At 46.3% G+C, this 21,914-nt stretch carries 22 protein-coding genes, 1 tRNA gene, 1 other RNA gene, 1 pseudogene and 1 other annotated feature; of the genes and pseudogenes, 10 read left to right on the forward strand and 15 right to left on the reverse strand.

The genetic code is table 11. The features are described 5' to 3' along the window. Positions 1-142: 142 nt before the first annotated feature. The 7 genes from AB447_RS09640 to tadA all read right to left on the reverse strand — a co-directional run bounded on the left by AB447_RS09640 (position 143) and on the right by tadA (position 4,346). Positions 143-409 (reverse strand): pro-sigmaK processing inhibitor BofA family protein, encoded by a 267-nt coding sequence (locus tag AB447_RS09640; RefSeq protein ID WP_046131381.1) that lies wholly within the window; start codon positions 407-409, stop codon positions 143-145. A 63-nt stretch (positions 410-472) separates the two neighbouring features. Next, positions 473-697 (reverse strand): YaaL family protein, encoded by a 225-nt coding sequence (locus AB447_RS09645; protein WP_048355515.1) that lies wholly within the window; start codon positions 695-697, stop codon positions 473-475. Between the two features lie 21 nt (positions 698-718). Beyond that, positions 719-1,315, reverse strand: a complete 597-nt coding sequence (gene recR, locus AB447_RS09650; RefSeq protein WP_046131379.1) for a recombination protein RecR — start codon at positions 1,313-1,315, stop codon at positions 719-721. A gap of 13 nt (positions 1,316-1,328) precedes the next feature. Continuing rightward, positions 1,329-1,652 carry a YbaB/EbfC family nucleoid-associated protein gene (locus AB447_RS09655; protein WP_006640440.1) on the reverse strand — a complete coding sequence of 108 codons (324 nt, stop codon included), beginning with the start codon at positions 1,650-1,652 and terminating at the stop codon, positions 1,329-1,331. A 26-nt stretch (positions 1,653-1,678) separates the two neighbouring features. Next, the gene (gene dnaX, locus AB447_RS09660) at positions 1,679-3,379 is read right to left on the reverse strand and encodes a DNA polymerase III subunit gamma/tau (RefSeq protein WP_048355514.1); all 1,701 of its coding nucleotides are present in this window, start codon (positions 3,377-3,379) and stop codon (positions 1,679-1,681) included. Positions 3,380-3,508: 129 nt separating this feature from the next. Next, an RNA gene (gene ffs / locus AB447_RS25155) (signal recognition particle sRNA large type) lies at positions 3,509-3,774 on the reverse strand. Between the two features lie 83 nt (positions 3,775-3,857). Further along, on the reverse strand, positions 3,858-4,346 hold the full coding sequence (tadA, locus tag AB447_RS09665; RefSeq protein ID WP_048355517.1) for a tRNA adenosine(34) deaminase TadA: 489 nt from the start codon (positions 4,344-4,346) through the stop codon (positions 3,858-3,860). A gap of 79 nt (positions 4,347-4,425) precedes the next feature. Here tadA and AB447_RS09670 point away from each other — a divergent pair, with 79 nt between their 5' ends. From AB447_RS09670 to dck, 4 genes are all read left to right on the forward strand, one after another. After that, positions 4,426-4,974: a cysteine hydrolase family protein gene (locus AB447_RS09670; RefSeq protein ID WP_048355513.1), complete on the forward strand. Its 549-nt coding sequence runs from the start codon at positions 4,426-4,428 to the stop codon at positions 4,972-4,974. A gap of 37 nt (positions 4,975-5,011) precedes the next feature. Then, complete coding sequence (locus AB447_RS09675) at positions 5,012-6,331, forward strand: glycoside hydrolase family 18 protein (protein ID WP_048355512.1); 1,320 nt, start codon at positions 5,012-5,014, stop codon at positions 6,329-6,331. Positions 6,332-6,425: 94 nt separating this feature from the next. Beyond that, positions 6,426-7,049: a deoxynucleoside kinase gene (locus AB447_RS09680; RefSeq protein WP_048407048.1), complete on the forward strand. Its 624-nt coding sequence runs from the start codon at positions 6,426-6,428 to the stop codon at positions 7,047-7,049. Next, entirely contained in the window at positions 7,046-7,687 is a 642-nt protein-coding gene (gene dck / locus AB447_RS09685; RefSeq protein WP_057957541.1) for a deoxyadenosine/deoxycytidine kinase, read from the forward strand. The genes AB447_RS09680 and dck overlap by 4 nt, the downstream gene beginning before the upstream one ends. Before the next feature lie 85 nt (positions 7,688-7,772). On the opposite strand, the gene AB447_RS09690 is transcribed toward dck, so the two are convergent. Further along, a complete protein-coding gene (locus tag AB447_RS09690; protein WP_048355510.1) occupies positions 7,773-8,336 on the reverse strand; it encodes a TetR/AcrR family transcriptional regulator in 564 nt (187 codons plus the stop codon). Between the two features lie 159 nt (positions 8,337-8,495). Between AB447_RS09690 and AB447_RS09695 the strand changes: the two genes are divergently transcribed. Then, entirely contained in the window at positions 8,496-9,428 is a 933-nt protein-coding gene (locus AB447_RS09695) for a ketopantoate reductase family protein (RefSeq protein ID WP_048355509.1), read from the forward strand. A 426-nt stretch (positions 9,429-9,854) separates the two neighbouring features. On the opposite strand, the gene comI is transcribed toward AB447_RS09695, so the two are convergent. Both comI and AB447_RS09700 read right to left on the reverse strand, forming a co-directional pair. Continuing rightward, positions 9,855-9,950 carry a competence inhibitor ComI gene (comI, locus tag AB447_RS27500; RefSeq protein ID WP_411801477.1) on the reverse strand — a complete coding sequence of 32 codons (96 nt, stop codon included), beginning with the start codon at positions 9,948-9,950 and terminating at the stop codon, positions 9,855-9,857. A 269-nt stretch (positions 9,951-10,219) separates the two neighbouring features. Next, positions 10,220-10,312: transfer RNA gene (locus AB447_RS09700), tRNA-Ser, on the reverse strand. Positions 10,313-10,434: 122 nt separating this feature from the next. Here AB447_RS09700 and AB447_RS09705 point away from each other — a divergent pair. From AB447_RS09705 to AB447_RS09720, 4 genes and pseudogenes are all read left to right on the forward strand, one after another. After that, positions 10,435-10,857 carry an SMI1/KNR4 family protein gene (locus AB447_RS09705; protein ID WP_048355508.1) on the forward strand — a complete coding sequence of 141 codons (423 nt, stop codon included), beginning with the start codon at positions 10,435-10,437 and terminating at the stop codon, positions 10,855-10,857. Positions 10,858-10,884: 27 nt separating this feature from the next. After that, the gene (locus tag AB447_RS09710; RefSeq protein WP_048355507.1) at positions 10,885-12,027 is read left to right on the forward strand and encodes a CdaR family transcriptional regulator; all 1,143 of its coding nucleotides are present in this window, start codon (positions 10,885-10,887) and stop codon (positions 12,025-12,027) included. Between the two features lie 71 nt (positions 12,028-12,098). Continuing rightward, positions 12,099-13,366: pseudogene (locus AB447_RS09715) on the forward strand (GntP family permease). Positions 13,367-13,381: 15 nt separating this feature from the next. Continuing rightward, a complete protein-coding gene (locus AB447_RS09720) occupies positions 13,382-14,512 on the forward strand; it encodes a glycerate kinase (protein ID WP_048355506.1) in 1,131 nt (376 codons plus the stop codon). 33 nt (positions 14,513-14,545) lie between these two features. Here the strand turns inward: AB447_RS09720 and serS are convergent, their stop codons facing one another. The 5 genes from serS to guaB form a co-directional block, all read right to left on the reverse strand. Continuing rightward, positions 14,546-15,823 (reverse strand): serine--tRNA ligase, encoded by a 1,278-nt coding sequence (gene serS / locus AB447_RS09725; RefSeq protein ID WP_046131369.1) that lies wholly within the window; start codon positions 15,821-15,823, stop codon positions 14,546-14,548. A 59-nt stretch (positions 15,824-15,882) separates the two neighbouring features. After that, positions 15,883-16,102 (reverse strand) — a binding site (T-box leader). A 52-nt stretch (positions 16,103-16,154) separates the two neighbouring features. Further along, positions 16,155-16,745 (reverse strand): pyridoxal 5'-phosphate synthase glutaminase subunit PdxT, encoded by a 591-nt coding sequence (gene pdxT / locus AB447_RS09730; protein ID WP_048355505.1) that lies wholly within the window; start codon positions 16,743-16,745, stop codon positions 16,155-16,157. Between the two features lie 19 nt (positions 16,746-16,764). Continuing rightward, the gene (gene pdxS, locus AB447_RS09735; RefSeq protein ID WP_046131367.1) at positions 16,765-17,649 is read right to left on the reverse strand and encodes a pyridoxal 5'-phosphate synthase lyase subunit PdxS; all 885 of its coding nucleotides are present in this window, start codon (positions 17,647-17,649) and stop codon (positions 16,765-16,767) included. Between the two features lie 168 nt (positions 17,650-17,817). Next, the gene (locus AB447_RS09740; RefSeq protein WP_048355504.1) at positions 17,818-19,140 is read right to left on the reverse strand and encodes a serine hydrolase; all 1,323 of its coding nucleotides are present in this window, start codon (positions 19,138-19,140) and stop codon (positions 17,818-17,820) included. Between the two features lie 150 nt (positions 19,141-19,290). After that, complete coding sequence (gene guaB, locus AB447_RS09745) at positions 19,291-20,757, reverse strand: IMP dehydrogenase (RefSeq protein ID WP_048355503.1); 1,467 nt, start codon at positions 20,755-20,757, stop codon at positions 19,291-19,293. Positions 20,758-20,878: 121 nt separating this feature from the next. On the opposite strand from guaB, the gene AB447_RS09750 reads away from it, so the two are divergent. Then, complete coding sequence (locus AB447_RS09750) at positions 20,879-21,856, forward strand: YaaC family protein (protein WP_048407047.1); 978 nt, start codon at positions 20,879-20,881, stop codon at positions 21,854-21,856. Positions 21,857-21,914 lie beyond the last annotated feature (58 nt).

Below are 21,914 nucleotides of genomic sequence, written 5' to 3' on the forward strand. Positions count from 1 at the left end.
AGAACTTCGTTGCCGCTCTCGAAGCGACTATAATATAATAACACTTATTCAAAATGTCGTCAATAACTTTTTTCAAAAAAATAATTCGTCATCAGCGACGAATATAAATTTAACACCTTAAAAGACAAATGTCAACAAAAAATTAAATTATAATAAACTGCTTAATCACAATAAGTGCCGCCACTCCCGGAATACCCAACAATCCGCTGATTCCTGTCGTGATAACATTAATCGGCAAATGAATTCCCATGCTCTCGCCAAACAGATTCACACAGAATAACAACAGAGCCCCGATGATAAATCGAACGGCAATTGTACCAGCCCATTTTAACGGTTTAAAGGAGGCTCCTGAAAAAAACAACAGGGCAACCAATGCCACAATTGCCCCGATGATAATAACAGATCCCATGAATCCCTCACTCCTCATTTTTTCTAGTACAAGCATATGAAGAGATTCATGAAAATAGACCGGCTACTTCCATCCGCCAAGTCTTAAATATCTTTTTTTGGCCTCACGCAAATAAAAAAAGTATTTTGCCTCGGCGACTTTTAACTCGTGAAGGACTTCAGGGGAAGGCTCAAGGCTGTTTTCAATCAGCCGCTTTTGTCTGTTCCATTCTTCCTTTTGCCTCATCAGCTGTTCCATCAATTTTTGATCAAATTCTTTTCTTAGCTTTTTTTTCTGAAGAAACCCCATGGTAATGCAATTCTCCTCCCTCTACATCTCACGTCTGCCTTCAAGCGCTTTAGAAAGAGTGACTTCATCTGCATATTCCAAATCACCGCCGACTGGAAGTCCATGGGCAATGCGCGACAGCTTGATGCCTGATGGTTTTAAGAGCCTTGAAATGTACATGGCTGTAGCTTCTCCTTCTATATTTGGGTTTGTCGCGAGAATCACTTCCGTTACTTGATCATCCTGCAATCGTTTCAACAATTCGGGTATTTTAATGTCTTCCGGTCCGATGCCGTCCATCGGAGATATCGCCCCATGCAAAACATGGTACAATCCATCGTATTCTTTCATCTTTTCCATGGCAATGACGTCTTTCGGATCCTGAACAACGCATATCACCGATTTATCTCTTCTTGTATCTTCGCAAATATAGCAGGGATCCTGGTCTGTAATATGCCCGCAAACCGAACAATATGTCAAATTACGCTTTGCGTTTACCAATGCCTTTGCAAAATCTAATACAACATCTTCCTTCATACTGAGAACAAAAAAAGCCAGACGGACCGCTGTTTTGGGTCCGATCCCTGGCAATTTCATAAAGCTGTCGATCAGCTTTGATATTGGTTCAGGATACTGCATTATTATTTTCCTCCTAGAATAAACCCGGCATGTTCATTCCTTTTGTAAACTTACCCATCGTTTCATTTGTCACTTCGTCGACTTGTTTCAAAGCGTCGTTTGTCGCCGCAAGAACGAGGTCTTGAAGCATTTCCACATCTTCCGGATCAACGACTTCTTCTTTGATCACGACATCAATAATTTCTTTTTGCCCGTTTACTTTAACGGTAACCATGCCTCCGCCTGCTGTACCTTCAAGCACTTTTTCCGCAAGCTCTTCCTGCGCTTTTTGCATATCCTTCTGCATTTTTTGCATTTGCTTCATCATTTTTTGCATATTTCCCATTCCACCGCGCATACCTAAATCCACTCTCTTTCCTGTTTTTAGTCTTTGATTTCAATCAGTTCCGCTCCGAACAGCTTTTTAGCTTCTGCTATCAGCGGATCCTCTTCTTCTTTGGTATTTGTATCTGCATCTTCCGGCTGGTGTTCCTGTAAAAATTCTTCTCTTATTTTACCCCATTGGGCTTCGGGAACGCCAACCATATCTATTCTTCTGCCGAGCATTCCGTCTAAAATTTGTTCCAGGTTTGTCCTGACGCCATTATTGTCTTCGGCAACCATTTTACAGTGAATTTCATATTTAAATGAGAGGACGAATGCGGTCGAAGACGCCGCTACCGGTTCGCTGTCATTCAAAAGGGCCGCATGGGACACCTTGTTTTGCTGTTTGAGCTGGGCAAGCAATTCCCCCCAGCATCCCTTGAGCTTTTCCAGGTCCGATCTTGTCGCCTCTTTTAATATTTCATGAATGCGGCCGACCGGCGCCTTGTATCCGCTTTTTACGCTTTTTTGAGGGCGCGGCGCTTCTTTTGGCTGATTCTGTGCTGCAGCTGCTTGGAATCCAGACGTTTTAAGCCTGTCGATTTCCTGTTCAAGCCGGCGAACTTTGTTGATAAGGTCTTCGATTTCCGGCTGCCCGGCAGAAGGCGCCTCTGCTTTCGCGCTCTGGCAAAGCTTCACGACCGCGACTTCAAAGAAAATGCGCGGGTGATTCGTCCATTTCATTTCCTGATGGCTTTTATTTAAAATATCAATCATTTCATAAAGAGCAGGTGCGGGAATTTGCTTTGACAGGTTTTGGAACGCTTCGTCCACTTTCACCTTTTCAAGCACACCCTCTAAATCCGGCGCTGTCTGATAAAGGAGCATATCCCTGAAATAGAAAATCATATCCTCGATCAGTTTTGCCGGGTCTTTCCCCTGCTGAAGCAGCTCGTTCAATGTTTCCAAAGCATCGGAAACATTCTTTTCATGAAGGGACAATGCAAGCTTTCCGATATACGCCTGAGACACGGCGCCCGTGATCAGCAGCGCATCATCAACCGTCAGCTCATCGCCGCTGAATGATATCGCTTGATCGAGCAGGCTTAAAGCGTCCCTCATTCCTCCATCGGCAGCACTGGCGATAATTTCGAGTGCGCCGTCCTGAACCTTGAACTGCTCGGTTTCGACGATTTTTTTCATTCGTCCGACAATGACCTGTGACGTGATTCTTTTAAAATCAAAACGCTGACATCTTGAAATAATCGTTAACGGAATTTTGTGGGGCTCTGTTGTTGCAAGAATGAAAATACAGTGCTCAGGCGGTTCTTCAAGCGTTTTAAGAAGAGCGTTGAATGCGCCGATAGAAAGCATATGTACTTCATCTATGATATATACTTTATACGTGACACTGGACGGGGCGAATTTCACTTTGTCCCGGATGTCGCGAATTTCATCTACACCGTTATTGGATGCGGCGTCAATTTCAATGACGTCTGAAACCGCACCGCTTGTAATGCCTTTGCACGCGGAACATTCGTTACACGGTTCACTGACCGGAGCGCGCTCACAGTTTACAGCTTTGGCAAAAAGTTTTGCAGCGCTTGTTTTCCCTGTTCCTCTCGGTCCGGAAAACAGATAGGCGTGAGAGAATTTCTTTTGTAAAAGGGCATTTTGCAACGTTTTCGTGACGTGTTCCTGACCGACGACATCTTCAAACAACTGCGGCCTGAACACCCTATATAAAGCCTGATAACTCACAAACACGCCCTCCTCTTAATATCGTCATCCTTATTATACATGAAGCTGCTTTCAATTCCAAAAGCTCTTATTAAGAAAAAAACCCATCTATTCGAAAATAGATGAGTTTGTAATTTGATGATTGATTTACCGTGCACCTTCTGTCGATTCGCTACCCTAAGCGTTACTTAAACAGTTAGCTCAGCCCAGGCAACCCTGCGGCACATGAGAGGTTCCACTTAATGCTGCTTCCTTCCGGACCTGACATGGTTCATGGATTCCCATTGCGCAGGACCCAAACGTCAACACCACTTGTTTAAGGCAGACCTTACAGTAAACGAACCTCGAGAAAGGAATTCGGCCTCGCTCGAGCGGATTGCGAGTACAGGGCACCGCTACCTCCCCGCTTAGCACGGCAAAATAAATATCAAATTATGATGATGCGCCTATTTATGACGCACACCTTAGTATAACTTATTTCATCCTTAATTGCAAATTTCTATCTCTGTGCTTTATTTTGCTTTTCTGCTTTCTTTTTCGCCCGAAGCTTCCTGAAAAAATCGCTCAGCAACAGACCGCACTCTTCCTCCAAGACGCCGCTGACCACTTCCGCCTGATGATTAAACCTCTCTTCCTGAAGAAGGTTCATTAAAGTCCCTGCACAGCCGCCTTTAGGGTCAAACGCTCCAAAAACGACTTTTTCAATCCGTGAAAGCACGGCCGCTCCGGCGCACATCGGGCAGGGCTCAAGCGTAACATAAAGGACCGCTCTTTCAAGCCGCCATGTCCCAAGCTTTTTGCACGCTTCGTCTATGACAAGCATTTCTGCGTGTGCGAGCGATCTTTGCTCCGTTTCCCTCAAGTTGTGGGCGCGGGCAATGATTTCATCGTCGAAAACGAGTACGGCGCCAATCGGCACCTCTCCTTTTTCCTCGGCTTTTCTCGCTTCTTGAATGGCTTCTTTCATGTAAAGCTCGTCTTGTGTCATCCGCACGCACTCTTTCAATGTTTTTTCTTCATCCGGAAAGGCTAACGTATAGTAACAATCTGAAAGGAGGAGAGACGACTTGTCCAAGTCAAATACCGCCCTCATTATTGTTGACATCATCAATGATTTTCAATTCGATATGGGTGAGGCTCTTTCCGGAAAAACAGAGGCGATGGCCCCCGACCTCCTGGCGCTAAAGAAACATGCACACCGCATGAATTGGCCTATCATATACATTAATGACCATTTTGGAATTTGGCAAGCGGATATTGCTGCCATTATCAAGAAATGCCAAAATCGAAAAAGCAAAAACGTCATCGACCGGCTGGCGCCGAATGAAAACGACTATTTTCTCATCAAGCCTAAGCATTCGGCTTTTTACGGAACCGCACTCGACACGCTGTTAAACGAACTCGCTGTCAATCATCTGGTCATTACGGGAATCGCCGGCAACATATGCGTTCTGTTTACCGCAAACGATGCCTATATGCGGGAATACGACATTACGCTACCGAAGGATTGCATCGCCTCAAACACCGAAAAAGACAACCGGTACGCAATCACGATGATGAAGGATGTCCTGTTTGCCAACATTACAACTTCCTGTGAGCTCATCAGTGAAACTTAGAGCATGAAACACTTCTTTTTCTCATATAGTGATAGCAATGAGAAAGGAGGCGTTTTCCATCCAAATCTACGTCGTGAAAAGAGGCGATTCGCTTTACACAATTGCCAATCGGTACAGAACCACGGTAAATGAAATTGTCGAGACGAATGAGATTCCAAATCCGAACCGTCTTGTTGTCGGACAAACCATCGTGATACCGATTGCCGGGCAATTTTACGAGGTAAGAGCAGGAGATACACTGGCATCGATCGCAGCCCGTTTTAACATGTCGGCGGCCGAGCTCGCCAGAATCAACCGCATGCGGCCAGATGCCGAGCTGCCTGTAGGGCTGTTATTGTACATCCCTCCTGGGCCAAAGCGAAATTTAGAAGTAAATGCTTATATTGAGCCGCGAGGAAACACAGTCAGCGCTGCTCTCCAGCAAGCGGCAAGAGAAGCTTCGCCATATCTGACCTATCTCGGAGCTTTCAGCTTTCAGGTCAGGCGTGACGGTACGCTGCGGGAGCCGCCGCTTACCGGTTTGAAGCAAATTGCCGACAGACAGAACGTTACAATGATGATGATTGTGACCAATCTTGAGAACGATGCCTTCAGCGCCGAGCTTGGAAGGATCATCCTGACAGACGAGAATATCAAAAACACATTGCTGAACCAAATTGTTGTCACCGCCAGAAGATACGGCTTCAGAGACATTCATTTTGACTTTGAATATTTAAGACCCCAGGACAGAGAGGCTTATAATCAATTTTTAAGAGAGGCGCGAGACCGCTTCAGACAGGAAGGCTGGCTGATTTCCACCGCTTTAGCGCCCAAAACAAGCGCGACGCAAGCCGGGCAATGGTATGAAGCTCACGATTACCGGGCGCATGGCCAAATTGTCGATTTCGTCGTATTAATGACGTATGAATGGGGCTACAGCGGAGGACCGCCAATGGCCGTGTCACCGATTGGGCCCGTCCGCAATGTCATTGAATATGCGCTCACAGAAATGCCCGCCAATAAAATCGTTATGGGCCAAAATTTATACGGCTATGATTGGACGCTTCCCTTTAAACCGGGCGGACCGCTCGCAAAAGCCATCAGCCCTCAGCAAGCGATCACGATTGCCAGCGAGAATAACGCATCTATTTTATTCGATGAGGAAGCCCAGGCTCCGTATTTCCGCTATACAGACAAAGCGGGCAAACAGCACGAAGTCTGGTTCGAGGATGCAAGGTCGATCCAAGCCAAATTCAACCTGATTAAAGAACTAAACTTAAGGGGAATCAGCTACTGGAAGCTCGGCTTGTCATTTCCGCAAAACTGGCTCCTGATCGCCGATCAATTTAATATTGTAAAAGAAACGTTCCCACGTTGACGGAACGTTTTTTTCATGGGCAAAAGAACATGATGTGATACAATATGAATGTTGAAAATCAAAAGCAAACGCTTATCCAAGTAGGAGGACACCTATGAAAAGAGCCCCTTTTATTGCTGTCGAAGGTCCCATCGGGGCGGGAAAAACAACATTGGCCAGCATGCTTTCAGAAACGCTCTCTTTGTCCCTTGTTAAGGAAATTGTCGAAGAAAACCCTTTTCTTGGCAAGTTTTATGAGGATAAAGACGAATGGAGCTTTCAGCTGGAAATGTTTTTCCTCTGCAATCGCTACAAACAGCTTGAAGACACTGAAAAAGAGTTTCTACATAAAAACAAACCCGTCATTTCCGACTACCATATTTATAAAAATCTCATTTTTGCGGAACGGACGTTAACAGGCAGAAAGCTTGAGAAATACAGAAAAATTTACGGACTGCTCACAGAGGACTTGCCGAAGCCGAATATCATCATTTATATTCGCGCAAGCCTTCCGACTTTATTAAAGAGGATTAAAAAGCGGGGACGGTCTTTTGAACAGCAGATGGACGAGCAGTATTTGGAACAGCTGATCAAAGATTACGAGACTGCAATCAATCAAATCAAAGAAGCTGAACCAACGTTGCCGATTATCGAAATAAACGGTGATCAGGATGATTTTGTTTTATCTAAAGAAGTTTTTCAGCGAATTGCCGATCAAGTAAAGGAGTATATACAATGACTGTACACGATATTCCGAAAGACGCCATCATTACCGTCGCAGGCACGGTGGGAGTGGGGAAATCTACATTAACAAAAGAACTTGCAAAAAGACTCGGCTTTAAAACATCACTTGAAAATGTCGTGAATAATCCTTATTTGGAGGCTTTTTATAAAGACTTCGAACGATGGAGTTTTCATTTGCAGATTTTCTTTTTGGCCGAACGATTCAAAGAGCAAAAATATATTTTTGAATCTGGAGGCGGTTTTGTCCAGGACCGCTCCATTTACGAAGATACGGGCATTTTCGCGAAAATGCATGCCGATAAAGGAACGATGTCAAAAATCGACTATAAAACCTACACGAGCCTGTTTGAAGCGATGGTGATGACGCCATACTTCCCCCACCCGGATGCCCTTATATACCTGGAAGGCGATTTGGAGAAAATCCTCGACCGCATCCAAGAACGCGGACGGGAAATGGAGCTCCAGACAGACCGGTCCTACTGGGAGGAAATGTACACAAGGTACGAAAACTGGATCAGCGGCTTTAACGCCTGTCCTGTCGTAAGGGTCAACATAGAGGAATACGATTTATTGAACAAGTCCGCCTCCTTGGACCCCATTATTGAAAAAATTAGTAAAGCGATTCAAAGATAGATGTGAAAAGAGCGGACTCTTGCTGAAGAGCCGCTCTTTTTTTAGCAAGACGGGCAATTCGTTACACCGGAATCGCACTGCCGGCCTAGTCGTTCTGTAACGGATTCGTTAAATGGCGTTCCAGCAGCATGATCAATTGTTCGACCATCTCTTCCGCCGGATAAGGCATCGAATGGACGATCCACCATTCCAGCAGGCCGATCGCCGCGGAAACGAGAAATTGCACCATAATATCCCGATTCGTCCCCGGATGAATGCCGTATATGTTGATTTGTTCCTCAACTCCCCGCATTACAACCGCCGTCAACCGGCTTCTGAATACAGAAGTTCCTTTGCTCGTCAACAGCATCGAATAAACGTCGGCGTTCTGTTCCAAATATTTAAAGGTTTGGAGCAGTGTATCTTTGGAGGCAAGCGGGAGCGCATTGCCCTCAGGCAGACATTTCTCATATAACTGCTTCAAATACGTGTCGATGCATTGATCAAGCAAATCGTACTTATCCGTATAATGCAAATAGACGGTCCCCCGGTTCACATTGGCCCGCCCGGCGATTTCATTGATTGAGATTTGCTCGAAATTTTTCTCGCCCATCAGCTCCAAGAAAGCTTCGAGTATCGCTTTTCGCGTTTTCAAAATCCGTCTGTCCATTTTTCTCCTCCAAGGTTTATAAACACTCGCAACACTTTTGTTGATTAATCAACAAAAGCAAAGATTTTACCGATTGATGTGCTCCTGATACGGCTGCTAAGATAAGCTTAATCAACAGGTGTTAATAAATCAACAGATGTTAAAAATGGGGGATATGAAATGAAAATCTTAGTTTACGGCGCAGGCGTATTGGGCAGCTACTTGGCCCATGTTCTGGTACGCGGAGGCCATGACGTAACGGTATTGGCCAGGGGAAAACGGGCGGAAGAGCTGGAGCGAAACGGAGTCGTCATTCGTCATTATTTTCAGTTCAAAACAACGGTCGATCCGGTTCGCGTCATCCGGACGCTGGAAACAGATGAAAGCTATGATCTCGTTTTCGTGGTCATGAAATATACGGATTTCAGGTCCGTACTGCCCGTTTTGGCTGCCAACCGAAGCCGCTGTATCGTTCTGGTGGGCAATAATGCCGATGCCCGCGGAATGCTGAATGAGCTTCAGGAAATGAGCCTTACAGAAAAGCAGGTTGCCTTCGGTTTCCAGGTAAGCGGGGGGAGCCGTGTGAACGGGCGTGTCGTCTGCATCCGCGGAGGCGGACAAATGGTGCTGGGCGGGCTGGACGGGTCAATTCCTTTTCGACCTTTGCTGGAAAAAGCGTTCGAAAAGGTTAAATACAAATTAACGTTTCACGAGGATATGGATGCATGGCTGAAAGGCCACATTGTACCGATCTTGGCGCTTAACGCCGCTTTGTTCGCAAAAGAGGGAAAGATGAAAGAGATCGCCCGGGACAAAAAGCTGCTCACACAGATCATAGCAGCAATGGACGAAGGCTTTGGCGTGCTTGAGGCATTGGACTATACGATTACGCCTGCCAATCAAGCAACTTTTGTCCGCAAACATAAACGGATGGCCTATCTAGCAATAAAAATTTATTATATGCTGCCATTTGCCAAATTGGTTGACGGTTCCTTCGAAGAAATGGCAGCCTTACACGATTCATTTGGCCAATTGAAACAGAAAGCGAACATTCCTACACCCCATTTCGATAATATTGGAAAACAGTTTATTCACAGCAAGCGTTCGGTTTAGGCTTGTCAATTCGCTTCCTTTCATTCCGCCTACCGTATAAAGCGGCGGGACATGCTGATCCGGGTGCCAATCCTAATATTCGAACGCTTGCTTAGATGAATTTCCAAGACAGGGTTTATGTGCCTTGGCGCCTTGAGTTGCCGCAGCTTGAATGTTTCCTCTCAGGGAATTTTTTATGGACAAGGCCAGCATGTTGTTCTACAATGACAATATATAGTCGATATACAATCAGTATACAGTTCCTGCTCACAATTACAGCACACATGAATATAATTTATTCTGAAGAGTATACTGTGAATACAAAAAGATCGAAGATGCTGGTAACATCTCCGATCGGCAATAGAATAGCTCCTGTAAGGGAGTCGGCTTTTTCCTAAGTCTAAACTTATGAGTAGGAACGCCTTGATGTGACGGTCAGGGGCGTTCTTACTTTTTTTTCGTGAAATTATAGGCTAATGACAGGATTCCTACAATGAGAATCCCAAAAAAAAGCATCAATTGAATTGCACTTTCTACAGCCAAATTTTCTCACCTCCCTTCTTCCATATATGGAGGTGAGCCGAACGCCCCTACAAAAAGCCGATCTATCGCTAATTTTTACTTTATAGGAACTTATTAGAAAACACAAGACCCCCGGCCTTTTTCGGTTCAGGGTTTGGGGGTCAATTCTTTTCCAGATTCGCCAGCCATGCTGTAATCGTTAAAATATAAAAAAACCGCTGCCTCATCCGGGCAGCGGCAATACAATCTCCAATTTATGCTTAGTCAATCACTAAAATGCAAATCAATAATGGCGGAGGAAGAGGGATTCGAACCCCCGCGGGCTTTGACACCCCTGTCGGTTTTCAAGACCGATCCCTTCAGCCAGACTTGGGTATTCCTCCGTATCGACAAGAATTAATATAACATGTCCCATATTTCTGAGTCAAGGGTGTTTTTAATAAAAATTTAATTTTATTGATCGTTCACTTATAATGATATAAAAGACATGATAAAGGTGATGACGATGTGGCGAGATTTTCCGGGAAAGTATACATATAACAAGCCTGCTGAAACCGCAAAACTGGAGGAGATCAAACAGACATTCAACATTGATCTCCCGGAAGAATTGGAAAGCCTGCTGAAAGAAACGGATGGCATAAACGATGAATTTGGATGCCATCTCATTTGGTCCGCAGACCGGATCATAGACGAAAACAAAGAGCTGAGAAACGGCAAAATTTTTAAAGATTTGTATATGCCATTTGATTGTCTCTTATTTATCGCTGACGCAGGAAACGGCGATTTATTCGCTTATTCCATTTTAAACGGTTCCATCCAAAGAGACGATATATACGTTTGGAATCATGAAAACGACAGCCGTACGTGGGTTGCCCCCTCTTTAAAACAATTTATCGAATGGTGGATCGACGGGAAAATCCTTATATGAAAATCAACTGACAGGAGCACCGGCAAAATGAACTATCTCTCAAAAGAACTTGCTGCGGAAATTGTTGATAGAACGATGTCGATTATTCGACATAATATCAATATTATGGATGAAAACGGGTTGATCATCGCCTCCGGGGATCGTTCAAGAATCGGTGATGAACATGCGGGGGCGAAGGATGCCCTTTCCGGTAAAAGCGGAATCAGCATTTCGCCGGACGAATGCTTCGATTTAGCCGGGACAAAACCGGGCGTGAACCTTCCGATCGTATTTCATGATGAAATCATCGGAGTCATCGGCATTACGGGGGCTCCGTCTGAGGTCAGTCCATACGGGGAACTTGTCAAAATGGCGGCGGAAATGACCGTGGAACAAGCATTTTTGACAAAACAGCTGACATGGGACCAAAGGCTTCGCGAGGAAACGGTTATTCAAATGCTCCATGGTACGGATTTGTCATCCCTTGACTTCCTGGGACGCGCCGAGCGTTTGCAAATTCCGCTCGAAGGCAGACGATTATGCCTCGTGTTTGAGCTTCCTTCCGCCGATTTGAAGCCGGACTTTATCAAAAGCCTCGAAAAGCAGCTAAGGCCCCGAGACCTTTATGCCAATGTTTCGCTGACGGAAATCGCCGTTCTCTTGGCAGATGAGCCGGGGAAGAGCCGGTCTGATACCTTTATGAGATGGAAAGATTGGCTGAGCCGCTGGAAGGATATCAGAGGAGCATGCGGCGAACAAGCTGAGCAGCTCAACCAGCTTCCCTTTTCGTACCAAAGCGCAAAACAAACCTTGTACATTGCCGATCAGTCGGAAGCCCGCAATCATTTTTACGATTACCGCGATTTCGCCGTCCCTGTGCTTCTCTCAAACATCCTCCATCCACATCAGGAAATCCATTTCAGAAAGATCTGGGACCGTCTTTCACATGCAGATCAAAAAGGCGAATTGATGAAAACCCTTCTCTGCTACATCGAGGAAAACGGAGAAATCGGTGAAGTTGCTTCAAGGCTGTTCATTCACCGAAATACATTATCCTATCGTTTAAAGAAAATTAAAGCGGCGACTGGATGCGATCCAAAAAATCTGGAGGATCTGTTTAAGCTGTATACGGCAATGATCCTTTTTGCAAATTGTGCAAGTGAACAATTTCGCGATGGTTCAGATCGTTAAAATCCGTTTGCTTGACCAATTCTCCCTCCACCGGAAAGCGTTTACAATCTAAGTTATAGGGGGGATGCAGTGTGGACATTCAAATAAACGCTATTGGTGCTATTGGCGCTTTAGCGATTTCGATCTTTCTCATTTTAAAAAAGGTGCCTCCGGCTTACGGAATGATGGCGGGAGCGCTGGCCGGAGGTTTAATCGGCGGTGCGAATGTCATTGAAACGACAGATTTAATGATAGCTGGGGCCAGAACGATGATTCCTGCCGTACTTCGTATTTTGGCGGCCGGCATCCTCGCCGGTGTCCTGATCCAATCAGGGTCAGCTGCAGTCATTGCCGAAACGATCGTCAAAAAAATCGGCGAAAAACGGGCATTGCTTGCGCTGACGCTGGCGACAGCAATCTTAACGGCGGTCGGCGTTTTCGTCGATGTAGCAGTCATTACCGTTGCCCCGATCGCCCTGGCCATCGCCAAGCGGACATCAACCAGCAAAGCGGCCATTCTTTTGGCGATGATCGGCGGCGGGAAAGCCGGGAATATCATGTCTCCCAATCCCAATGCAATCGCCGCTTCAGATGCGTTTCACATCCCTTTGACATCCGTGATGGCAGCCGGGATCATTCCCGCCGTTTTCGGATTTGGCGCGACATATTTGTTAGCAAAACGGCTGGCCAATAAAGGAACATATACGTCTTCTGAAGAAATTGAAAGCAATGGCCATGAACATGCCCCCTCGTTTTGGGCGGCAATCAGCGGGCCGGCTGCTGCGATTCTTTTATTAGCTTTAAGACCGGCCGCAGGAATTACCATTGATCCGATGATCGCACTCCCGGCCGGGGGGCTTGTGACGGCTATCGCCTCTGGACAAGCCGGGAAGCTGAAGCATTTTGCCGCTTCCGGCCTCTCAAAAATGTCAGGTGTTGCCATTATGCTGATTGGCACGGGAACACTCGCCGGGATGATCGCGAATTCAGAGCTTAATTCGTTCATTACGGACAGCCTTGTCGGTTTGGGTCTGCCGCCTTTTCTTTTGGCGCCGATTTCAGGCATTTTGATGTCTATGGCTACAGCTTCGACAACCGCTGGCACCGCTGTCGCCAGCAGCGTGTTTGGGCCGACGCTTGTCGATCTCGGCGTCTCCGGCCTTGCAGGCGCTGCCATGATTCACGCCGGTGCGACAGTCCTTGATCACCTGCCTCACGGAAGTTTTTTCATACGACAGGAGGCAGCGTATTCATGCCGATGAAAAAACGCCTTGCACTCATTCCATACGAAACGGCCATCGGTTTGGTTTTAACGATCATATCGACGCTGATTTTCGGTGTTTTTCAATTTTTTAAGTAAGAAGGAGCGGGAAGTATGAAAATCGTGATCGCACCAGATTCATTTAAAGAAAGCATGACCTCCATGGAGGCTGCCGACTGTATTAAAAAAGGCTTTGCAACCGTTCTGCCTGACGCGGAATATGTCAAAATTCCGGTCGCAGACGGCGGTGAAGGAACCGTTCAAGCTTTGGTTGATGCGACCGATGGGGAATTAATCCGCAAAACGGTAACAGGTCCCCTTGGAACGCCGGTTGAAGCGGTTTACGGGCTGCTCGGAGACGGAAAAACGGCCGTGATTGAAATGGCGGAAGCGTCAGGCCTTCATCTCGTTCCGCCCGATCAGCGCAACCCGCTGGTGACGACAACGAGGGGAACGGGAGAACTGATCCTCGATGCCGCAGAAAAGGGTGCGCTTCACATCATCATCGGGCTCGGAGGCAGTGCGACAAACGACGGCGGCGCGGGCATGGCGAGCGCACTCGGCGTAAAATTTTTAAACAAGGACGGCTGTGAGATTGGTGACGGCGGCGGTTCATTGTCTCAAATTGCTGCGATCAATACGGACGGGATGCATCCAAAATTAAAGGACATCGTATTTGAAGCAGCCTGTGACGTTGACAACCCTCTGACAGGTCCTAATGGGGCATCCTCCGTATTCGGACCGCAAAAAGGAGCATCGGACAATATGGTTGCGCTATTGGATGACAACTTGAAGCATTATGCTCGCGCCATCAAGAAAGAAATGAAGTGTGAGGCCGATTCCCTTCCCGGTGCCGGAGCGGCGGGCGGCTTAGGTGCGGGCCTCAAGGCCTTTTTAAAAGCGGAATTGAAAAGCGGCGTCGACATTGTGCTGGACACCCTGTCTTTCTCTGAACGGATAAAAGGAGCGGACCTCGTGATCACGGGAGAAGGGAAAATAGACGGCCAATCGATTCACGGCAAAACGCCGGTCGGTGTCGCAAGCCGGGCCGCGCGGGAAGGCATTCCGGTCATCGCTGTCGCCGGCTCCCTCGGCGAAGGCTGTGAACTCGTTTATGACAAAGGGATTTCGGCTCTTTTTTCCATTGTACCGGGGACGCGTACGTTGGAGGATTCGCTCGCCAATGGAAAAGCGTATCTGGAACATTGCGCGCGAAATATCGCCGCCGTCTGGTCGTTACAATAAAAAAGGTGCGCCTGATTCGCGCACCTTTTTTCATTATGCTTTAATGACTTCTCTATTTCCCATATAAGGGCGGAGAATTTCGGGGATGACGACGCTGCCGTCTTCCTGCTGATAGTTCTCCAACAAGGCGGCGACTGTTCGCCCGACCGCCAGGCCTGAGCCGTTTAATGTATGAACGTGTTCAGGCTTTCCTTTTGCTTCCCTTCTGAATCTGATATTGGCCCGTCTTGCCTGAAAGGCTTCAAAGTTGCTGCAAGAGGAGATTTCACGATACGTATTCTGGCTCGGTATCCAGACTTCGATATCGTATTTTTTCGCTGCTGTAAAGCCTAAATCTCCCGTACACATGCTCATCACGCGATAAGGCAGCCCTAGCAGCTGAAGCACCTTTTCAGCCTGATTTGTCAGCTTTTCAAGCTCCTCATATGAATCCTCAGGTTTAACAAATTTCACGAGCTCCACTTTGTTGAATTGATGCTGGCGAATCAATCCGCGCGTGTCTCTTCCGGCAGAGCCGGCTTCTGAACGGAAGCAGGCGCTAAACGCGGCATAATTGATCGGCAGCTCGTCAGCCGCTAAAATTTCGTCGCGATGCATGTTCGTCACCGGCACTTCCGCCGTCGGAATCAGAAAATAGTCCTCTTCCCTGATTTTAAAAGCATCCTCTTCAAACTTAGGAAGCTGCCCTGTGCCCGTCATGCTCGTCCGGTTCACCATGTAAGGAGGTAGCACCTCTGTATAGCCGTATTCATCGACATGGAGGTCAAGCATAAAGTTAAATAAGGCACGTTCAAGCCGTGCGCCAAGCCCTTTATAGAAAACAAAGCGGCTTCCCGTCACTTTTCCGGCACGCTCAAAATCGAGAATCTCAAGCTGGTCGGCAATTTCCCAATGAGGCTTCGCTTCAAAAGAGAATTCGGGAACCTCGCCCCATTTGCGCACTTCTACATTATCGTCTTCAGTCTCGCCGACAGGCACAGACTCGTGAGGGATGTTCGGAATGGACAGCATGATTCTTTCTAAAGAAGCTTCGACGGTTCTTAAGCTTTCATCAAGCGTTTTAATCTCTTCGCCGACTTCGCGCATTTCTTTAATCAGGTGGTCTGCATCCTTTTTCTCGCGTTTTAAAGCCGCCACCTGCTGGGAGACCTCATTGCGCTTTCCTTTCAATTCTTCTACTTTGACGATCAATTCTCTTCTTTTTGCATCCAATTCTTCAAATTGATCAAAATCCGTTAAATCTTCTCCTCTGTGGGCAAGCTTTTGTTTGATCTCTTGTAAATTTGCCCGCAGCAGCTTCACGTCAAGCATCTGCCTCGCTCCTTTTTACTGTTTTTGATCGAAAAAAAGAGCCCTGGTCCCCTTATGTGTAAAGGGACGAGAGCTCTCGCGTTGCCACCCTGATTGAAAACGGGACGTGTCGTACGCCGTTTTCCGCTTCGTTTCATAACGGTCTTCCCGTAAATGCCTACTTGAATGTTCAGCATTTCGCTCAAGGATGGATTCGGACAGCATCTTTCGCCGATTCGCACCAACCATCGGCTCTCTTGGAAAGAGAGGCTTCCTACTGCTTCCTGTCAACGCTTTTCGATCTGTAATTGTCTTTTTAATGTACTACAAGTTTTCACAGCTTTCAACTGTTTTATACGACGGCTTCTTTTTTGTGCTGTTCCGCCATATCAATGAAAAGCTTGGTTATTCTGTCGTCATCCGTCAATTCTGGATGGAACGAACAGCCGAGCAGGTTCCCTTGTTTGGCAGCAACGATTCTTCCGTCATGCTCAGAAAGAACTTCGACGTCTGCACCCGCTTCTAAAATGTGAGGGGCGCGGATAAATACGCCGGTAAACGGTTTATCCAGCCCTTTAACCGTTAAATCCGCTTCAAAGCTGTCCCTCTGCCTTCCAAAGGAGTTGCGCTCCACCGTTACATTCAAGACGCCAAGATGAGCAGCGTCAGATCCGGCGATTTTCTTTGCCAGGATAATCAAACCCGCACAAGTTCCAAACATCGGCTTTCCGGATGCGGCAAATTCCTGAAGAGGCTTCATAAACTGATACGTATCGATGAGGCGCCTCATCGTCGTGCTTTCGCCTCCCGGTAAAATAAGACCGTCGATTTCCTTCAGGTCTTCGGGCCATTTCACGACTTTTCCGGCCGCTCCGCATGCTTCAATTGAACGAATGTGTTCCCTTACTGCTCCCTGAAGTCCAAGTACACCAATTGTCAGCATGTAAAACCGTCTCCTTACATTACCAGCCGCGTTCTTGCATACGCTGTTCTGGCAGCAGATTTGAAATTTCGATCCCTTTCATTGCAGTTCCAAGCTCTTTTGAAAGCTCGGCGATCAATTTGTAGTCTGTGTAATGCGTTGTCGCTTCAACGATTGCTTTCGCAAATTTTGCAGGATTATCGGATTTAAAGATACCGGATCCTACAAAAACGCCGTCAGCGCCAAGCTGCATCATCAAAGCAGCGTCAGCAGGCGTGGCCACGCCGCCGGCTGCGAAGTTTACAACAGGAAGGCGTCCTTCAGCTTTAATTTGTTTTAACAGCTCATAAGGAGCGCCGAGATTTTTCGCTTCTGTCATCAGCTCGTCATCGCTCATGCCGACCACTTTGCGCACTTGAGCGTTTACTTTTCTCATATGGCGGACGGCTTCAACGATATTCCCCGTTCCCGGCTCGCCTTTTGTGCGAAGCATGGAAGCTCCCTCTCCGATCCGGCGCGCTGCCTCTCCAAGATCGCGGCATCCGCATACAAACGGAACGGTAAATTCGCTTTTATTTAAGTGGAATTCCTCGTCGGCCGGAGTCAAAACTTCGCTTTCATCAATATAATCAACGCCAAGCGCTTCAAGAACGCGCGCTTCAACGATATGTCCGATGCGTGCTTTCGCCATAACCGGAATCGACACTGCGTTCATGACTTCCTCGACGATTGTCGGATCTGCCATACGGGCAACCCCGCCAGCCGCACGGATATCAGCCGGAACACGTTCAAGCGCCATAACAGCGACGGCTCCTGCTTCTTCAGCGATTTTTGCTTGTTCAGCATTGACAACGTCCATGATGACGCCGCCCTTTTGCATTTCTGCCATACCGCGTTTTACACGTTCAGTACCTGTTTGAGCCATTGTAGGATCCCCCTAATGATAGAATTGTCAGATTTAATCTTATTGTATCCTATAATTCCGCAAAATTATATGGAAAAACACGAAGATTATTTCTATTTTAATATCAAATTGTTTGGATTGTAAATGTGAAATTACAGCAAAGAGCCCTAATCATAGAGCTCTTTGCTATTAAAACCAGCCGGTTACCGTTTCAACGATGCTGTTCCAGATTCCGGCGAAAAATCCGCCGATGCTGCGCATCGTTAAGACAAACCAGTTTGCTTTCTCATCATTTTCTTTTGTTACCAATTTCACACCTGATACATCGCTGCCGACGTAGCCGTAATCCTTCTGATCGCCCGTATAAGCAGCCGTCAATGTTCCGACTTTTTCACCCTTTTTCACAGGTGCGGAAAGCTCTTTCTTATCAAGTGTGACTTTTGCCTTATAGTTCTTCTCTTCGCCGTTTTTCACAGGGATCGAAAAAGCTTTCTCCGTTACGATCGCGACTTCCTGATCTTTCCCCTGGTCGACTTTAACCGTTTCATTTCCTTTTACTTGATCGCCTTTTGCATACAGCTCTTTCATCGTGAAATTTTTAAAAGCATAATCCAGCATTTTTTTCGTCTGATCAAAACGTCCGGTGTGGATGTTGCCTTTTGCGTTAAGCACGACGGAAATCACGCGCATGCCGTTTCTTTCGGCAGTCGCAGTGAAACAAGATCCTGCAGAATCGGTTGAGCCTGTTTTCAGTCCGTCAACGCCTTTATATTCCTGAACTAGGCCTTTCAGCATAAAGTTCCAGTTCGGCATGTCCATTTCATCGTCTGTGCCTTTTCTGAACTTCGTTTTTGCAACGCTTGCCGTGTCCAGGATTTCAGGGTAATCCTTGATCAAATGGTCGGCAAGAATCGCCATGTCTCTTGCAGAAACTTCATTTTCTTCATCAGCGCTTCCCACCGGTTGTTTTCCGTGAAGGTCTTTGTTTGCCAAACCTGTCGCATTGACAAATTTGAAATTTTTCATGCCAAGTTCTTTTGCTTTTTTATTCATCTGTTCAACAAAGTTCTTTTCAGAACCGGCTACGACTTCTGAAAGCGCGATTGCCGCTGCATTTGCAGAGTAGATCGCAGTCGCCTGGTAAAGCTCTTTCACTGTATAAGAGCCGTCTTTGCGAAGCGGAACGTTGGACAATGAACGATCTTGAGAAATTTCATACACGTAATCATCCGGTGTATATGTCTGATCCCATTTCACTTTGCCCTCATGAATCGCTTCCAAAAGAAGATACTCCGTCATCATTTTCGCCATGCTGGCAACAGGAAGACGCTCATCGGCATTTTTGCTGTACAGCACTTTCCCTGATGACGCTTCAATCAAAATAGCCGCCTTTGCGTTTACATTAATTGGATCATTTGCAGCCTTTGCGTTTGACATAGGAGAAAATGCTCCTATCACTACAGCAAAAGCGACAACTAACATGATCAGCTGTTTGAATTTCTTGCTTTTCAAATTGTATACCTCCGCTTTTCATCGTACTCAATCTATGTAAAAGCCATAAAAGACATTTTTCAACACAACATCATAAATTTTATCATAATGAAGCAAAAAAAAATAGACAGAGTATCACTCTGTCTACAGTTTAATTTTTGTCACTTTTGATTAAGAAATGGTATAGTTAGGCGATTCTTTGGTAATTTGAACATCGTGCGGGTGGCTTTCCCTGAGGCCGGCGCCTGTCATCCGAATGAATTGCGTGTCTTCTCTTAAAGCCTGCAAATCCTTCGTTCCGCAGTAGCCCATGCCTGATTTCAGACCGCCGACAAGCTGATAAATCGTATCGGCAACAGGTCCTTTATAAGGCGTGCGGCCTTCGATGCCTTCAGGGACGAATTTTTTGTTTTCTTCTTGGAAGTAGCGGTCTTTGCTTCCTTTTTCCATGGCAGCGACAGAGCCCATGCCACGGTATACTTTAAAGCGTCTGCCTTGATAAATTTCCGTTTCGCCGGGGCTTTCAGATGTACCGGCAAGAAGGCTTCCAAGCATGACGGCATGTCCGCCTGAAGCCAATGCTTTTACAATGTCACCGGAATACTTGATTCCGCCGTCTGCGATAATGGCAGCTCCGTGCTTTCTCGCTTCAGTCGCACAATCATAAATCGCAGTCACTTGCGGAACGCCGACTCCCGCTACGACACGGGTCGTACAGATTGATCCAGGCCCGATACCCACTTTGACCACATCTGCACCGGCGTCGATCAGCGCTTTCGTTCCTTCTGCCGTCGCCACGTTTCCTGCAATAATATTCAGCTCCGGATACGTGTCACGGATTTTTTTGACCGTATTCAGAACGCCTTGAGAATGGCCGTGTGCCGTATCAACGACAATCACGTCAACATTGGCTTCGACAAGCTTTTTGACGCGCGTCATCGTGTCGCCGGTTACCCCGACCGCAGCCCCAACCAGCAGGCGGCCGTGAACATCTTTCGCTGAGTTCGGGAACTCAATGACTTTTTCAATATCTTTGATGGTGATAAGACCTTTTAACACACCTTGATCATCTACAAGAGGGAGTTTTTCGATTTTATATTTCTGAAGGATTTGTTCTGCCTGGTCTAACGTTGTGCCGACAGGAGCCGTGACTAGCTCTTCTTTTGTCATCACATCGCTGATTTTCATGGAATAATCAGAAATAAATCGAAGATCGCGGTTTGTAATGATTCCGACCAGCTTCTGGTCTTCGCTGTTATCGACAATCGGAACGCCGGAAATTCTGTATTTGCCCATTAAATGCTCTGCATCAAATACTTGATGTTCGGGTGTCAGGAAAAACGGATTCGTAATGACGCCCCGCTCTGAACGCTTCACCTTGTCAACTTGTTCAGCCTGCTGTTCGATCGACATGTTTTTGTGGATGATGCCAAGTCCGCCCTGCCTTGCCATTGCAATGGCCATTTCAGCTTCTGTAACGGTATCCATACCTGCACTGATAATCGGAACATTCAGTTTGAGAGATGGAGTAAGCTCAACCGATAAATTCACGTCGCGCGGAAGAACTTCTGATTTAGCCGGAATAAGCAATACATCATCAAACGTTAAGCCTTCTTTAGAAAATTTGCTTTCCCACATTAGTAAATCCCCCTCTTTTCGGCAAAATATTATATGTAGATTATCAACTTGAAAACCGACTGTCAAGAAAGCGGGAAACAGTTGTAATTTTTAGAAAATAATCATGAGGGAAGTGGAGTTTATGCGAAATAAGGGATGGAAAGAACTAGAGCTGTTTTACTCCGTGGAGACATCCCAGTATTTCCTAGAAAAGGTATATAAAAATCACGATATGGACGATCCCAAAAGAAATTCTTATAAAAATGGAGAACGGTTCATTTTCTTTCTCAAACATGCTGAAGCCTTTTACAAACAAGCAAAACTGGCTTCTATTGAAATTAAGCCGATTCTGTTATTTTATGGAATGGCCCAGCTTTTAAAAGCCTGCATATTAACTTCAGATCCTTCCTATCCAAGCCACACCTCTGTGCTTGCACACGGCGTCACCACGAGAAAACGAAAAAAACAAAATTATCGTTTTTATGAAGATGAAGTGAAAATTCAAAGAAATGGGCTATGCATGCATGTCATTCAATCCTTATTTCAATTAAAGGGCCTCGAAGACGAACGTTTCAGCATGAAGCAACTTTTAGCCAACATACCGGAAATCAATAACGTGCTGTCATTTCAAAGAAGAGAAAATCCGATGGTGAAAGTGTCGGTGCAAGACGGCAGCATCAGGCTTCCCCAGCATACAGCAGATGCTTATAACATGTCAGCCAAACGATTCATTGAGCATGTGGAATACCATTTAAATTGGAATTTTACAGGAGAAGACAACGGCAGCTTCGTTTTTTCTTCAGACCAGAAGGAAGCTCATCCATGCACTTCGACGAGTTTGCTTTTTGAGCTTGAGAATGAAACGTATTTCTTTCCCGCCGCCCGCGACCGGTTTTTAAAGCTTCCGGAAATATTGGTTCATTACTTGATTGCCTACAATCTCAGCATGATCGCCAGATATGAAACGGAATGGTGGTACGACCTTCTCCTGCAATGCTCAAGTGACGACTATGTCATCATTCAGCAGTTTTTACATATAACCGAAATAAAATTTCCATACTATATCGCCAAACTGCTATTAGGAAAAAAAGAATACAACAAAAAAGGCCAGCTTTACTGAGCTGGCCTTTCGGGTTGCTTGGCGGCGTCCTACTCTCACAGGGGGAAACCCCCAACTA

It is taken from the genome of Bacillus glycinifermentans (assembly GCF_001042475.2).
GTDB classification, from domain to species: Bacteria; Bacillota; Bacilli; order Bacillales; family Bacillaceae; genus Bacillus; species Bacillus glycinifermentans.